The sequence below is a fragment of the Pseudomonas nabeulensis genome, assembly GCF_004682045.1.
GTDB classification, from domain to species: Bacteria; Pseudomonadota; Gammaproteobacteria; order Pseudomonadales; family Pseudomonadaceae; genus Aquipseudomonas; species Aquipseudomonas nabeulensis.
On the sequence record NZ_QUZT01000008.1, the window covers coordinates 25131 to 39937 of the forward strand.

Annotated in this window: 12 protein-coding genes; 7 read left to right on the forward strand and 5 right to left on the reverse strand. The window is 59.4% G+C overall.

Annotation, left to right across the window (positions count from 1 at the left end; genetic code table 11):
- Positions 1-25: 25 nt before the first annotated feature.
- The gene (locus DYL61_RS06445) at positions 26-928 is read right to left on the reverse strand and encodes a LysR family transcriptional regulator (RefSeq protein WP_135307676.1); all 903 of its coding nucleotides are present in this window, start codon (positions 926-928) and stop codon (positions 26-28) included.
- A 133-nt stretch (positions 929-1061) separates the two neighbouring features.
- On the opposite strand from DYL61_RS06445, the gene DYL61_RS06450 reads away from it, so the two are divergent.
- The 4 genes from DYL61_RS06450 to DYL61_RS06465 all read left to right on the forward strand — a co-directional run bounded on the left by DYL61_RS06450 (position 1062) and on the right by DYL61_RS06465 (position 4891).
- Positions 1062-1760, forward strand: a complete 699-nt coding sequence (locus tag DYL61_RS06450; RefSeq protein WP_010211319.1) for a CoA transferase subunit A — start codon at positions 1062-1064, stop codon at positions 1758-1760.
- A 35-nt stretch (positions 1761-1795) separates the two neighbouring features.
- On the forward strand, positions 1796-2455 hold the full coding sequence (locus DYL61_RS06455; protein ID WP_003211625.1) for a CoA transferase subunit B: 660 nt from the start codon (positions 1796-1798) through the stop codon (positions 2453-2455).
- Between the two features lie 11 nt (positions 2456-2466).
- Positions 2467-3648 carry an acetyl-CoA C-acetyltransferase gene (locus DYL61_RS06460; protein WP_135307677.1) on the forward strand — a complete coding sequence of 394 codons (1182 nt, stop codon included), beginning with the start codon at positions 2467-2469 and terminating at the stop codon, positions 3646-3648.
- Positions 3649-4105: 457 nt separating this feature from the next.
- Positions 4106-4891 (forward strand): DUF4349 domain-containing protein, encoded by a 786-nt coding sequence (locus DYL61_RS06465; RefSeq protein ID WP_135307678.1) that lies wholly within the window; start codon positions 4106-4108, stop codon positions 4889-4891.
- Here DYL61_RS06465 and DYL61_RS06470 read toward each other — a convergent pair whose 3' ends face one another.
- A complete protein-coding gene (locus DYL61_RS06470) occupies positions 4892-5980 on the reverse strand; it encodes a DUF1615 domain-containing protein (RefSeq protein ID WP_135307679.1) in 1089 nt (362 codons plus the stop codon).
- A gap of 257 nt (positions 5981-6237) precedes the next feature.
- Between DYL61_RS06470 and DYL61_RS06475 the strand changes: the two genes are divergently transcribed.
- Both DYL61_RS06475 and DYL61_RS06480 read left to right on the forward strand, forming a co-directional pair.
- Positions 6238-10857 carry an RHS repeat-associated core domain-containing protein gene (locus DYL61_RS06475; RefSeq protein WP_135307680.1) on the forward strand — a complete coding sequence of 1540 codons (4620 nt, stop codon included), beginning with the start codon at positions 6238-6240 and terminating at the stop codon, positions 10855-10857.
- Complete coding sequence (locus tag DYL61_RS06480; RefSeq protein ID WP_135307681.1) at positions 10854-11168, forward strand: contact-dependent growth inhibition system immunity protein; 315 nt, start codon at positions 10854-10856, stop codon at positions 11166-11168. Before DYL61_RS06475 ends, DYL61_RS06480 begins: the two co-directional genes overlap by 4 nt.
- Positions 11169-11225: 57 nt before the next feature.
- Here the strand turns inward: DYL61_RS06480 and hemB are convergent, their stop codons facing one another.
- The 3 genes from hemB to DYL61_RS06495 all read right to left on the reverse strand — a co-directional run bounded on the left by hemB (position 11226) and on the right by DYL61_RS06495 (position 13863).
- A complete protein-coding gene (gene hemB / locus DYL61_RS06485; RefSeq protein ID WP_135307682.1) occupies positions 11226-12200 on the reverse strand; it encodes a porphobilinogen synthase in 975 nt (324 codons plus the stop codon).
- 117 nt (positions 12201-12317) lie between these two features.
- Complete coding sequence (locus DYL61_RS06490) at positions 12318-13160, reverse strand: PhzF family phenazine biosynthesis protein (protein ID WP_135307683.1); 843 nt, start codon at positions 13158-13160, stop codon at positions 12318-12320.
- Between the two features lie 4 nt (positions 13161-13164).
- Positions 13165-13863, reverse strand: coding sequence for a glutathione S-transferase N-terminal domain-containing protein (locus DYL61_RS06495; RefSeq protein ID WP_105700023.1), 699 nt, complete (start codon positions 13861-13863; stop codon positions 13165-13167).
- A 217-nt stretch (positions 13864-14080) separates the two neighbouring features.
- On the opposite strand from DYL61_RS06495, the gene DYL61_RS06500 reads away from it, so the two are divergent.
- Entirely contained in the window at positions 14081-14782 is a 702-nt protein-coding gene (locus tag DYL61_RS06500; protein WP_135307684.1) for a histidine phosphatase family protein, read from the forward strand.
- Positions 14783-14807: the final 25 nt, after the last annotated feature.

Consider the following 14807-nt stretch of genomic DNA (forward strand, 5'->3'; position numbering starts at 1 on the left):
GCTCCCACACTTGTTTGCGGTGTATTCAGAAGGTTGGAAACGTGCCCTTCCCCGCTTCATCCCGAAAAATATCAAACAGCACTTGCGCCGCCGCCGACAGTTCATGCCCTGGCTTGGTCAGTACCCCAATCGGTCGCTCGATCACCGGATCGTGCAACGTGATGCAATGGGCGCCAGCCTCTGCCATCTGCCTGGCGCACAACGCGGGTACGGCGCTGACACCCAGGCCACTGGCAACCATCTTGCCCACCGTCGCCAATTGATGACTCTCCAGCGCCACCGGCAATTTCACCTGCAACGCACCCAAGTGCTCCTCCAGCATCACCCGCACCGTAGACGGCCGTTGCAACGTGATAAATGGCTGCGCCAGCAGGGTTTTCCAATCGATGTCCGCACGCTGCGCCAACGATGAATCACCGGGCACCACAGCGACAAAGCGGTCCAGGTACAACGGTGTGAAAGCCAGTGAGGAACCTTCTGCCGGCTCAAACGCCACGCCCAACTCCACCTGACGGTCGCGCACCATTTCCAGCACCTGCTCATTGATCAAGTCATGCACCGTCACATTCACCTGCGGGTAGCGCTCACGGAAAATCTTCAGGATCGGCGGCAGCAGGTTGCCGGCAAACGATGGCATCGCAGCCACCGTCACCCGCCCACGCTGAAGGGTGAAGCGCTGGCGCAGTTCATCCTCGGCGTTGTCCCAATCCGCAATCAATCGACGGGCCAGGGGTAACAGGGACTCACCTTCAGGAGTCAGCGCAACGTTGCGCGTATTACGGCTGAACAGGCGCCCGCCCAGCCCCTCCTCCAAGCCCTTGATGGTCAAGCTCAACGCCGACTGGGAAAGGTGCAGACGCTCGCACGCGGCGGCAAAACTCAAGCTCTGGGCCACGGCGAGAAAGGCCCGCATCTGTTTAACTGTCATGAAGCGGCTCCGGACGGTTAGGCGACTATGCTGTTTTCTAAATCAATCAACCCTAAAAAACAACTTAACAAATCAATCCGTCGGCGCAACACTCGGTTCATTGGCTGGCCCACACATAATAAAAGAGGTGCATATGGCAGGTTTCGATAAACGCGTGGCGTCCTATGAAGAAGCGCTGGCAGGTCTGGAAGACGGCATGACCGTACTCTCCGGTGGTTTTGGCCTGTGCGGCATTCCGGAAAACCTCATCGCCGAGATCAAGCGCAAAGGCACCCGCGACCTGACCGTGGTTTCCAACAACTGCGGCGTTGACGGTTTTGGACTGGGCGTGCTGCTGGAAGAAAAACAGATCAGCAAGGTGATCGCCTCCTACGTCGGTGAAAATGCGCTGTTCGAGAAGCAACTGCTCAGCGGCGAAATCGAAGTGGTGCTGACCCCCCAAGGCACCCTGGCAGAAAAAATGCGCGCTGGCGGTGCCGGCATCCCTGCGTTCTTTACCGCCACCGGCGTCGGCACGCCAGTGGCCGAAGGTAAGGAGACCCGCGAATTCAACGGTCGCCCCTACTTGATGGAAGAATCCATCACCGGCGACTTCGCCATCGTCAAAGGCTGGAAAGCCGACCACTTCGGCAACGTGATCTACCGCCACACCGCCCAGAACTTCAACCCGCTGGCCGCCACAGCCGGCAAGATCACCGTGGTCGAAGTTGAGGAAATCGTCGAACCGGGCGAGCTGGACCCGGCGCAGATCCACACCCCTGGCATCTATGTCGACCGGATCATCTGCGGCACGTTCGAGAAGCGCATCGAACAGCGCACCGTGCGCAAATAATCCGCCCCCAGCCCGAACAATAAGAGGACACAAACATGGCGCTTACCCGCGAACAAATGGCTCAACGCGTTGCCCGCGAAATGCAGGATGGTTTCTACGTCAACCTCGGCATCGGCATCCCGACCCTGGTGGCCAACTACATTCCCGAAGGCATGGAAGTGATGCTGCAATCGGAAAACGGCCTGCTGGGCATGGGACCGTTTCCCACCGAAGAGACCATCGATGCCGACATGATCAACGCCGGCAAGCAGACCGTCACCGCCCGTATCGGCGCGTCGATCTTCTCTTCCGCCGAATCCTTCGCGATGATCCGTGGCGGCCATGTCGACCTCACCGTGCTGGGCGCATTTGAAGTGGACGTTCAGGGCAACATCGCCTCGTGGATGATCCCCGGCAAGCTGGTCAAAGGCATGGGCGGTGCGATGGACCTGGTGGCCGGCGCAGAAAACATCATTGTGATCATGACCCACGCGTCCAAGGACGGTGAGTCCAAGTTGCTCAGCCAATGCAGCCTGCCGCTGACTGGCGCCAACTGCATCAAGCGCGTGTTGACCGACCTTGCGTACCTGGAAATCGAAAATGGCGCTTTTGTCCTCAAGGAACGCGCACCTGGCGTCAGCGTTGAAGAGATTGTGAGCAAGACCGCCGGTAAACTGATCGTCCCGGACCACGTTCCAGAAATGCACTTCCAGTGAGGACAGATTCCATGCAAGACGTCGTGATTGTTGCTGCTACCCGCACCGCCGTGGGCAGCTTCCAGGGTTCGCTGGTGAATATCCCGGCACCGGAATTGGGCGCTGCTGTGATCCGTCGCCTGCTGGAGCAGACCGGCCTGGACCCGGCCCTGGTAGATGAAGTGATCCTCGGCCAAGTGCTCACCGCAGGCAGCGGCCAGAACCCGGCACGCCAGGCCTCGATCCTCGCCGGCCTGCCTCACGCGGTGCCGAGCCTGACCCTGAACAAAGTCTGCGGCTCCGGCCTCAAGGCCCTGCACTTGGGCGCCCAGGCCATCCGCTGCGGCGATGCCGAGGTGATCATCGCCGGCGGCATGGAGAACATGAGCCTGGCGCCCTACGTGCTGCCAGCCGCGCGCACCGGTTTGCGCATGGGCCACGCCAAGATGATCGACAGCATGATCACCGATGGCCTGTGGGATGCGTTCAACGACTACCACATGGGCATCACCGCCGAAAACCTGGTGGACAAGTACGGCATCAGCCGTGAAGCCCAGGACGCGTTCGCTGCGGCGTCTCAGCAAAAAGCCGCCGCCGCCATCGAGGCCGGGCGCTTTGTCGACGAGATCACCCCGATCCTGATCCCCCAGCGCAAAGGCGACCCCGTGGCTTTCGCCGTGGATGAACAGCCCCGTGCCGGCACCACTGCCGAGTCCTTGGCCAAGCTCAAACCCGCGTTCAAGAAAGACGGCAGCGTCACCGCCGGCAACGCTTCCAGCCTCAACGACGGCGCCGCTGCGGTGCTGCTGATGAGTGCCGACAAGGCCAAGGCGCTCGGCCTGCCGGTACTGGCGCGTATCGCCAGCTACGCCAACGCCGGTGTTGACCCGGCCATCATGGGCATCGGCCCGGTCTCGGCCACCCGCCGCTGCCTGGACAAAGCCGGCTGGAGCCTGGCCGACCTGGACCTGATCGAAGCCAACGAAGCCTTCGCTGCGCAATCCCTGGCGGTGGGCAAAGAGCTGGAATGGGACGCGGACAAGGTCAACGTCAACGGCGGCGCCATTGCCATCGGCCACCCGATTGGCGCGTCAGGCTGCCGTGTACTGGTGACCCTGCTGCACGAAATGATCAAGCGCGATGCCAAGAAAGGCCTCGCGACGCTGTGCATCGGTGGCGGCCAAGGTGTTGCCCTCGCCCTCGAACGCAACTGATCCAAAGAGCAACACGGAAAAGGCCCGGTTCCACGAAAACCGGGCTTTTTCTTTATGCGTTCCCTCTGAAACAACACAGTTCATATGTGATAGCGGGCTTGTGTGGGAGGGGGCTTGACCTAATGCCAGTCAGTTAAGGGCAAACACCGTACTTGTGGCGAGGGAGCTTGCTCCCGCTGGACTGCGCAGCAGTCCCATCTTTGGGGCCGCTACGCGGCCCAGCGGGAGCAAGCTCCCTCGCCACAGGTTACTTTCACACTTGCTACTTCTTAACTGACTGGCATTAGGGCTTGCCCCCGATGACTGAGTGTCAGCGACACACATGCAAGCTGACAAACCGCATTCGCCCGCGCCACCACCTTTCCCGCCACCTGCACCGCGCCCAGGTAGTCCAATGCTTTGCTTAAATCCACCAGACCCGCTTTAATCGCGGTCCAATTTTCCCCAAGGAACCGCAATGCGCCATCTGGACGGCAAACTAAAACCCTATCTTTTGTGCCTGTTGGCAGCCCTGACCGTTGCAGGTTGCTCCCCCAAAGACCACTCTCGCGCACGAGTCATCAACGGCGAACAAAGCCGGGCCGGTGCGCAATTGGCTTACGAGCATGAACTGACCCTGGCCCTGCCCGGCGCCCTGCTCGCGCCGCGCATGCAGGCCACGCGCGAGGCCTGCGAAACCGCACGCTTTGGCGCCTGTAATATCCTGGGCATCACCGAAGACGGCAACGGTGGCGAGATCATCCTGCGCATCGCCCCCACCGGGGTAGAGCCGATGGTCGCCATGGCCGCCGAAGGTGGAAAGCTCGGCCAACGCATCACCACCGCCGAAGACCTGGCCGACGCCGTCGCCGATGTCCGTCGTCGCCAGGATCGCCTGCAAGCCCAGCAACAACGCCTGGATGAATTGGCCAAGCGCAAGAACATCACCGTCAGCGACCTGATCGCCTTGAGCAAGGAACAGGCTGCCATCGAAAACGAATTGCAAGAACTGGCGCAAGTCGCTGCCAACCAACAACGTCGGCTGGATACCAACCGCGTGACCCTGAACTTCCGCTCCTCGGACGGTGCAAATCAACCGTCGCGGTTCAGCCGCATGTTCAGCAACCTGGGCGACAACCTGGTGAACGGCACCGCCGACGCCTTGGAGCGCGCCAGCTATGTGTTGCCGTTTGTAATCCTGGCATTCCCGGTGGTGTGGTTGTGGGTGTGGCTGTGGCGCCGTTTTGTCAAACGCCGCAGCTGATCAGCGCTTCATACAACGCTGATAACGCTCATCCACGCGCTGGGCAAACCACGCCGTGGTCAGGTTGCGGGTGATCTTCGGGCTCTTGAGCACGATGCCCGGCAAAATCGCCCGTGGCATCGGTTTACCGGCGGCTTTGTCGGCCAGGGCGAACACGCGCTTGTAGACAGTCGTGTCCTCGAAGTCCAACTGCCCACCCTGCTCCAATTGGCTACGGATGCTCGGGTTGCGCATATCCAGCTTCGCCCCCAGTGAACGCACCGCCAGCTCGGTGGTGCCGGGCAGCAATGAGCCGTAGCGAATCAAATCCCCATCCAACGCCAACGCTTTGCCGGAAGCACGGCTGACCGCCGCCTGGAACGCCGCATTGCGGCTGGCGTACCAACCGGCATTGAAGTCGGCGAAACGGTACAGCGGTTGATCGTAATTCACCGGATAACCCAGCAAATGGGCGATGCCAAAGTACATACCGCCACGCCGGGTGAAGACTTCACGTCGGATGGTGCCGTCCACGGTGTAGGGATAACCCCGTGCCTGCTTTTGCGCAAACTCGATGCTGACCTGCATGGGACCAGCGGTGTGCACCGGGTTGAATCCGCCAAACAACGTGTTGCCCAGGGGCACCATGCTGATGAAGTCGTCAAAGATGCCGCTGAGGTCCTTCTCCGTACGCGCCGCGTTCAGCCGTTCGGCGTAGGTTTTGCCGGTGGGTGAGCGCAATTGCAGGGTGGTGCGCACGACCACGGCAGGCACATACACCTTGGCGGCGCGGCGCAGCATTTCGTCCTGGGCGATCTTGCCCATGTTCGGCACGGCCGGGTCGACCTGGTAGGTGGATTCCTGTTCGGTGACCGCCAACACGGCGCAGATGTTTTCGGTGCTGGGGTAGATTTTCTGGGTGTCGAAGGCGGTGTAGATGTCCTGGGCCCAGCCGTTGCGGTCCGCCACCGTTGCGGGTAACAGGCGCACGATCTGCGCCTTCACCTCGGTTTCGCTGCGCTCTGGCTGCTGCGGGCCGCTGCGGGGAGTGGAGCAACCGGCCAGCACCAGCAAGGGAGTGAGGCACAGAATCAGGCGGCTTAGGGGCATGGGGCTTCCTTGGGTGACGACGGGCCAGGCATTGCAGATATCGACCGGTAAGTCTAATCAGGGTTCGCTAACTTGCTGCCCTGTTGTGAAACAGCCTGCGCCGAAATTTCCCACGTAACCGCCGGATAAGCTCTACTCCTCCATCCCACGAACCTCTGCAAAGTCCCTCGCCTGAATACACAGCGCGAGGGATTGCCGATGGATTTTCGTTTTAGTGCGTTGCTTGATCACGCGGCTCTCGCTGGGAGCCGTCAAGGATGATCAACGCGTCTCACATTGCCCATATCGAACATGAACTAGATGGTTTTCATCAGAGCCTGGCGCTGTATCGCCAGCAGATGAACGCCTGGTATTCCGGTGCGCTGGATTCGGCGAGTCATGCGTTGGATATGCCGTCGTTGCTGGGGATGGATCGGGTGTTGCGGGTGGGGGATTCGCAGCAGTCGGTGAGCATGACCGATGGCGATTTTTCGACTGTGGCCCGTTGCCCGGCGGGCGGCGAGTTGAAAATCGAGAGCCAGTTCGAGTCGGTGTATGACGTGCCGATTGGCGATATTCCGGTCGAGGTGATCGGGCTTGATGACGGCAGTTCCAGCGTGATCATGCTCGATGAGCACGGTAAGGGCTCGCACTTCTGCGCGGCGGGCGGGCGCTATCAGGTGCGGGTTCAGGGCGGCGTTTCTGCGGAGCAGGTGGACGCCTTGTTTGCCTCCTACGCAGGGCTGACGGCGGACCTGGAGCAGTGGCTTCGCGACCAATGGACGGATTTCAAACCCTATTGGCAGCAATCGACCGCCAGCGCGATTGGCAGCGGGTTGCTCGCTGGCAGTTGGGCCGCCCTTCGCGAGGTATGGGACAGCATCAAGCGCGTGCAGGCGATGCTTGACGATCCGCTGAAATTCGTCGAAGAACTCGGGGCCCAGGCGGCCAACCTGGCGCAGATCGCGACCGATGCGCCCAAGGTCATGGAACAGGCGATGTTGCTGGCCAGTGATGAGGCGGCGCTGTTCCTGATGTTGCGCACGGCGATGCTGTGGCTCGACGCGTTGCCGCCCAGTGCGCTGGCCGAAGTGGCAGCGGGGATGGTGGTGTCGTTGTTGATTGATGTGGTGATTGCGCTGGTGCTGACCATTGCATTGCCGGCGGCGGGTGTGGCGTATCTGGGTGTGCGGCTGGCCCGGTATGGGGCGCAGATTCTTGACGCGGCTGTGGGGTTTGTCAGGGGGCTGTTAGCGATTCTGACGAAGTTCATGCAGGCGGTGGATCGCTACAAGGCCGTGGCGGTTCGCGGGGTGGTCGGTGGGTTGAAGCAAGGCACGATGCGAATGCGCTGGAAGGCGCGGCAGAACGCGACGCTGAAGCAGAAAGAGCGTGTGGATGATGTGGCGGTTTCGGGGAAGAACCCGAACGGCTCAGTGGCTTCCAGTGCAGATAAAACCGCTACCAACGGCTGCCCGGTGTCGATGGTTACCGGGGAGGAATTGCTGACGTTAGTTGATGGTTCGCTGGACGGGATTTTGCCGTTCGAGTGGACGCGGCTGTATCGCACCAGTGCGGTGGAAATCGATTGCGGGTTGGGGTTTGGCTGGAGCCATTCGCTGTCGCATCGGTTGGAGGTGTCGGGAGATTCGGTGGTGTGGACCGATCATGAGAACCGGTCGACTGCCCTGCCCTTGCCTTCGTCTTCTCGTCCGGCGATTACCAATAGCCTGGCCGAAGCGGCGATCTACTTGGGCTCGGTGCCGGATGAGTTGGTGCTGGCGCAGGCGTCGCGTTTCTACCATTTCCGTAACGGTTTGCTGACAGCCATCAGCGACGCGTATGACAACCGGTTGCGCATTTCCCGTGACTATTCGGGGCGCATTGAGCGGGTGTCTAACAGTGTTGGGCGTTCGCTGTTCTTGCGCTATTCGTCAGATCGCATTGTTGCGGTTGAGTACCAGATTCAGCGGGCAAAGGGGCATGAGCCCTACATCTGGGTGACTGAGCAGACGGTTGTTTCCTACGCCTATGACGAACTTGGACGGTTGGTTTCAGCGACCAATGCCGTAGGCGAAAGCGAGACTTACCGGTACGACGATCAGCACGTGATTCTTGAACGCGTATTGGCCGGTGGCGCGAGTTTCTTCTGGGAGTGGGAAAGGTCCGGCAAGGCCGCGCGATGTGTCCGGCATTGGGCGAGTTTTTCCCAGATGGACACGCGGTATGCCTGGGATGACGAAGGCCGCGTCACGGTGTTTAACGCCGATGGCAGTCAGGAAATCTATGTGCATGACTCGCGTGCGCGGCTGGTGCAGCGCGTCGATCCGGACGGTGCCCAGCACTTCAAATCCTACGACGACAAGGGCCGCCTGACGGTTGAGCAAGATCCGCTCGGGGCAGTGACGGCGTATCAATATGACGAAGCCGGGCGTTTGGTGGCGCTGTTTCCGGGGGACGATGAGCCAACGTCCTACGAGCATGACAACGGCTTCGTACGGGTGGTACGGCGGGGTGAAGCGGTCTGGAAATATGAGCGCAATGATCAGGGCGATGTCACGCGCAGGATCAATCCTGATGGGCATATCACCGACTACACGTACAACAAATACGGGCAGCTGATTGGGGTTTGGTATCCCGATCACAGCCGCCAGCGGCTGGTGTGGAATGAGCGTGGGCAGCTAGTTGAAGAACAGCTGCCGAATGGTGGGATCAAGCGTTATCGCTATGACGATCTGGGGCGGCAGGTTGCCCGCGAAGACAAACATGGCGCGCTGACTCAGTATCAGTGGGATGGCGTTGGGCGCTTGGTTCGGGTGGTTCTTCCGGGTGGGGCTTGCCGGGAATACGGCTACAACGCTTACGGAAAAATCACTGCTGAACGGGACGAGTTAGGGAACGTCACCCGTTACGAATATGCGGATGGGTTGCACCTCATCAGTCGTCGCATTAATGCCGATGGCAGCCAGGTTAAATACCGTTACGACAATGTGCGTTTGTTGCTGACTGAAATCGAGAACGAAGTTGGCGAAATCTATCGGCTGGATTACCACTCCAATGGGCTGATCCAGCAGGAGATTGGGTTCGACGGTCAGCGTACGGCCTATGTTTATGACCTCAATGGCAACCTGCAAGAAAAGACCGAACATGGCGATGACGGCAGTCAGTTAGTCACCCGCTACGAGCGGGATCATGCCGGGCGGCTGGTACGAAAAATCCTTCCCGATGGGAAATCCGTCGACTATACGTACGACCGCCAAGGCAATCTCCTAAGCGTCGACGATAGCCACTGGTTTCTCGCCTACGAATACGACGCGCAAAACCGCCTCACCGCCGAGCACCAAGGCTGGGGCACCTTGCGCTATGGCTACGACGCCTGCGGCCAACTTCAAAAGCTGCGCCTGCCTGATAACAACCGCGTCGTTTTCAACCACGCCAAGGGCGGCCATCTCTCTACCGTCGAGCTAAATGGCAAAACCCTCACCTCTCACTTGTTCAAATCCGGCCAGGAACACCAACGCCAACAAGGCCAACTCCTCAGTCATTACCACTACGACGACCAACAGCGCCTGCACGCCCACGCGGTCACGCAGCAGGACCATTACCTTTTCCAACGCCAGTACGACTACGACAAATCCGGCAACCTCACTCGCCTGCTGGATACCCGCAAAGGCGAACACCACTACCACTACGATCCGCTAAACCGCCTCACCCGCGCCAACCATTCCCAGGACGTGCAAGAACGTTTCGGCCACGACCCGGCGGGCAACCTGCTGATGCACGACCGCCCCGGCCCGGACATCGTGGCGGGTAATCGTTTGATGAGTCAGGGTGATAACCACTATGACTACGATGCGTTCGGCAACCTGATCCGCGAGCGGCGTGGCAAAGGCCATGCACGGGTCACTGAATACCGTTACGACTGCCAGCATCGGCTGATCGGCATCACCCAACCCAACGGCCAAACTGCCAGCTATCGCTATGACCCGTTTGGGCGGCGTATCAGCAAAACCGTGGATGGCATCACCACGGAGTTTTTCTGGCAAGGTGACAAGCTGGTTGCCGAACATCACGCAGATCAGCATCGCAGCTATCTCTACGAGCCGGATAGTTTCAGGCCGCTAGCATTGCTTGAAGGCTTCGGCCAAAAAGCAGTAAAGCCCTACCACTACCAACTCGACCACCTCGGCACGCCGCAGGAACTGACCGATTCCGACGGCGAAATTGTCTGGTCTGCCCACTACCGTGCCTACGGTGAAATCTCCCGCCTTGATGCCGGAAAAGTCGACAACCCAATAAGGTTTCAGGGCCAGTACTTCGACCAGGAAAGCGGCCTCCACTACAACCGCCATCGCTACTACAATCCGGATATTGGTCGTTACCTGACACCGGATCCGGTGAAGTTGGCGGGGGGGATCAACGCGTACCAATACGTGCCAAACCCTACGGCGTGGGTAGATCCGCTCGGTCTGAGTTGCAAGAATACAAATTGCCCTGAAGGCCCATATAGCGCAATCGTTCCAGGGGGAGGGTTAGCTACACATGAGAAAGCAGGCGGACACTTGATTGAAAAACATGTCGGTAGAACTGATCAACAACTTGCTGAGCGATTGAGCCGTGAACCACATGTCCCCACAGCCTCTACTTTCCCAGACCGAGCAACAGCCGAGTCTGAAGTATCAAAGGTACTAGCCACCAATCAAGCTAAAATAGATAGGTTCGTCAGAGGAAACGACAATCAGATTGTAATTATCGAGAGAACTCAAAACCCTGTAGGGACCAGTTTGAAAAGAGGTGAGACGACAACGGTACCTGGAAGAGAAATTTACCTTATCATCCGTAGGGACACCAACATGCCCGATGGCTATAGAATCCACACTGGATACCCAAACCCATGAATAAAAACTATCCCGAACTACAGCAATTTCTGGCTGGCTATTTCAATCAGGATTGGGTTGATGATCACGAAAACGCAGACGAGGTGATCGCAAATTTCATAACCGAATCGTCAGAGACAACAATAGTTCAAGTAAAGCAAGAACTCACAAACTTGTTATCTGTCGTTCAATCAGAAAAGGAGCTTTACGATGTTTTGATTTCCGAGTTAGGTTGTTGTTATTACTACCCTAGCGAATGGAAAGACGGAGTATCGTGGTTAACACATGTCTACTCATCCTTGAGCAGACCTTACACTTCAAACCAAAGTTAAATTATTTTTTCCGGTAACACTGTGGAGACTCCCCCGCCACAGTATTAATTCACTAATTCAAATCCCCGCCAACGCCAAATCCATCGCAAAGTACGTGAAAATCAAATCCGCCCCGGCGCGCTTGATCGAACCCAGCGTCTCCCGCACCACGCGATCCTCATCAATCGCCCCCGCCTGGGCGCCGAACTTGATCATCGCGTATTCACCGCTTACCTGATACGCCGCCACCGGCAGGCGCGAGGCTTCGCGGATGTCGCGGATGATGTCGAGGTAAGCGCCGGCTGGCTTGACCATCAGCGCGTCTGCGCCTTCCTGTTCGTCCAGCAGCGATTCGCGCACGGCTTCGCGGCGGTTCATCGGGTTCATCTGGTAGCTTTTGCGGTCGCCCTTGAGGGCGCTGCCGCCGGCTTCGCGGAAGGGGCCGTAGAGGGCCGAGGCGAATTTGGTCGAGTAGGCCATGATCGGGATGTGGGTGAAGCCGGCATCGTCCAAGGCGCGGCGGATTGCCTGGACCTGGCCGTCCATTGCGGCCGAAGGGGCGATCACATCGGCACCGGCGCGGGCGGCGGCGACGGCTTGTTTGCCGAGGTTGACCAGGGTCGCGTCGTTATCGACGTGGGCGCCGTGCATGACGCCGCAGTGGCCGTGGTCGGTGTATTCGCAGAAGCAAGTGTCGGACATCACGATCATGTCCGGCACGGCGTCCTTGATGATCGAGGACATGCGCGAGACCAGGCCGCGTTCTTTCCAGGTGTCGCTGCCGTTGGCGTCCAGGTGATGGGACACGCCGAAGGTCATCACCGACTTGATGCCGGCGCGGGCGTAGCGCTCGATCTCGCTGGCCAGTTTCTTCTCAGGGATACGCTGCACGCCCGGCATGCTGGTGATCGGTACGAAGTCGTCGATTTCTTCTTCAACGAAAATCGGCAGCACCAGGTCGTTGAGGGTGAACTCGGTTTCCTGGAACAGGCCACGCAGCTCCGGGGAGCGGCGCAGGCGGCGTGGACGGGCTTGGGGGAACTGGCTGGTCATGGCTGTCCTGAAATAATCACAAGAATCTTTGGGGCCGAAGCTTATGCCCCCAGGCCCCCGCAGCACAAACGCCGGGGGGCCAATAGTGTATTGCCCGGGCGGTAATAATGTATTGATCTAGAGCTGTAGGCGCCCTTCGATACACACCGCGACGGCGCCGCCGACCCAGATTTCATCGCCCTGGCGTTCGACATAAATACGCCCCGCACGCCCAAGGGCCGTGCCCTGGCTGACCACGAAACGCTCCGGCGCCAGGCCTTCACCGAGCAGCCATTGGGCAACGCCGGCGTTCAGGCTACCGGTGGCCGGGTCTTCCTGGGCGCCGTCGCCTGCGACAAAGGCACGCACCTCAAACTGTGCGTCCACGTCATCACGCGCCGGATCGCACGGCGCAATCACCCCCACCGCCAAACCGAGCAGTTGCGAATAGTCCGGCTGCAACGCCAGCACCTGGTCACGATCAGCCACCATCAGCGCCAGCCATCCCGCGCCGTTATCGACCCATTGGCTGCGTATGATGGCTTCGGGACTCAAGCCCAGCGCCAGCCGCACGCGCTCCAGCAACGGCGCCTCCACCGCGCCGGATCGCAACAACGGCGGCGCGATAAAGGCCAGCTCATCGCCTTGGCGACGTACACGCACCAGACCGATTTCGCATTCCTGGATGATCTCCCGGCCTTTGGGCACACCGCCCGCCTGCAACCACGCGTGGCAACTGCCCAACGTCGGATGACCGGCGAACGGCAGCTCCTTCAAGGTGGTGAAAATCCGCACCCGGTAGTCGGCCCTGGGGTCGCGTGGGGTCAATAAGAACGTGGTTTCGCTGAGATTGGTCCAGTTGGCGAAATCAGCCATTTGTTGATCGGTCAGGCTGTCGGCGCCCAACACCACGGCCAGCGGGTTGCCCTTGAGCGCTACGCTGCTGAAAACGTCCAGTTGCTTGAAATCGAATGTCGACATGCGGTCAGCTCGGAATATTCAGGCCACGAATCACCGCCGGTCGAGCGACAAACCCGTCCAGCGCGCGCAGTACATTGGGGAAATCGGCAATACCCACCAAGTCGCCGGATTCGTAGAAGCCGATCAGGTTACGGATCCAGGGGAAGGTGGCAATGTCGGCGATGCTGTAGTCATCGCCCATGATCCAGGTGCGGCCCAGCAGGCGTTTTTCCAGCACGTCCAGCAAGCGTCGGGATTCGGCGGCGTAGCGGTCGCGGGGGCGTTTGTCTTCGTAGGCCTTGCCGGCGAATTTATTGAAGAATCCCAACTGGCCGAACATCGGACCGATACCGCCCATCTGGAACATCAACCACTGGAGGGTTTCATAGCGGGTCGCCGGGTCTTCGGAGAGCAGTTGGCTGGTTTTCTCGGCCAGGTAGATCAGGATCGCGCCGGATTCGAACAGCGCCAATGGCACGCCGCCAGGGCCATCGGGGTCGATGATCGCGGGAATCTTGTTGTTGGGGTTCAGCGACAGGAACTCGGGGGACAACTGGTCCTGGGTCTCGAAGCTGACCTTGTGCGCCTCATAGGGTAGGCCCAGTTCTTCGAGCATGATCGACACTTTGACACCGTTGGGCGTGGGCAACGAATACAGTTGCAGGCGCTCCGGGTGCTGGGCGGGCCATTTGCTGTTGATCGGGAAGGCAGCGAGTGGATTCATCGGAAATTCCCTTTGCTCAAAGCCCCCATCATAGTCATCCCCGCGCTGTCCTGCATGGGTCATCAATACGCAATATGCGCGGGTTATTATCCCGCGTGGGCGAACCAATAGGCCCTTGTGCACTCTTAAGTGCGCTCAACAGGTGAATGGAGTTACCTCGCTGTATCGACAGGGATCATTTGTCCGCTCTCACTGATGCACGGAAGACTCTCTACCAATGACAATCAAGCCTCTGAGCCTTGCGCTGCGCCTGAAACGCTATTCATACATCATGTTGCCGCTGTTGCTGGTTGGCGGCGCAATCGGTTTGACCCTGGAAGCGCGCACCAGCAACGCCGAACCCGCGGACGGCGTGCAAACCCTGGTATTTCTGCGCCACGGTGAAAAACCCGCCGGGGGCCTGGGTCAACTCAACTGCCAGGGTCTGAACCGCGCGATGAACCTCGCCACCCTGTTGCCGGAAAAATTCGGCAAGGCCGACTTCGTGTTTGCCGCCAACCCGACGCGGAACGTTGAAGAAGGCGAACTGGACAATTCCTACAGCTACATTCGCCCATTGATGACCATCAGCCCCAGTGCAATCAAATTGGGCCTGCCGGTAAACATCAACTTCTCGGCCAATGACACCAGTGACCTCGCCGACGAGCTGGTGGAAGACAAGTACCACAACGCCACGATCTACACCGCGTGGTCCCACGGCTATCTGCCAGAGTTGATCAACAAGGTGGCCAGTGAAGCGTCAGGTGAGAAACACACCATCACCGACGACTGGTCCGGCAGCGACTACGACACGCTGTATGTGCTGACGCTGACCTGGCACAACGGCAAGGCCTCGTTGCTGAGCCGTAACTACAAGCAAGGTCTGAACAACGGCGATACGAGTTGCCCCGATCCCACGCAGGTCAGCGCCGAAACCTGATGTAGTGAGCGGGCTTGCCCCGCGC

Bases quoted from the DNA above. Each gene is read 5' to 3' on its own strand.
- DYL61_RS06445 (WP_135307676.1), bottom strand. From the start codon at position 928: ATGACAGTTAAACAGATGCGGGCCTTTCTCGCCGTGGCCCAGAGCTTG.
- DYL61_RS06450 (WP_010211319.1), top strand. From the start codon at position 1,062: ATGGCAGGTTTCGATAAACGCGTGGCGTCCTATGAAGAAGCGCTGGCA.
- DYL61_RS06455 (WP_003211625.1), top strand. From the start codon at position 1,796: ATGGCGCTTACCCGCGAACAAATGGCTCAACGCGTTGCCCGCGAAATG.
- DYL61_RS06460 (WP_135307677.1), top strand. From the start codon at position 2,467: ATGCAAGACGTCGTGATTGTTGCTGCTACCCGCACCGCCGTGGGCAGC.
- DYL61_RS06465 (WP_135307678.1), top strand. From the start codon at position 4,106: ATGCGCCATCTGGACGGCAAACTAAAACCCTATCTTTTGTGCCTGTTG.
- DYL61_RS06470 (WP_135307679.1), bottom strand. From the start codon at position 5,980: ATGCCCCTAAGCCGCCTGATTCTGTGCCTCACTCCCTTGCTGGTGCTG.
- DYL61_RS06475 (WP_135307680.1), top strand. From the start codon at position 6,238: ATGATCAACGCGTCTCACATTGCCCATATCGAACATGAACTAGATGGT.
- DYL61_RS06480 (WP_135307681.1), top strand. From the start codon at position 10,854: ATGAATAAAAACTATCCCGAACTACAGCAATTTCTGGCTGGCTATTTC.
- hemB (WP_135307682.1), bottom strand. From the start codon at position 12,200: ATGACCAGCCAGTTCCCCCAAGCCCGTCCACGCCGCCTGCGCCGCTCC.
- DYL61_RS06490 (WP_135307683.1), bottom strand. From the start codon at position 13,160: ATGTCGACATTCGATTTCAAGCAACTGGACGTTTTCAGCAGCGTAGCG.
- DYL61_RS06495 (WP_105700023.1), bottom strand. From the start codon at position 13,863: ATGAATCCACTCGCTGCCTTCCCGATCAACAGCAAATGGCCCGCCCAG.
- DYL61_RS06500 (WP_135307684.1), top strand. From the start codon at position 14,081: ATGACAATCAAGCCTCTGAGCCTTGCGCTGCGCCTGAAACGCTATTCA.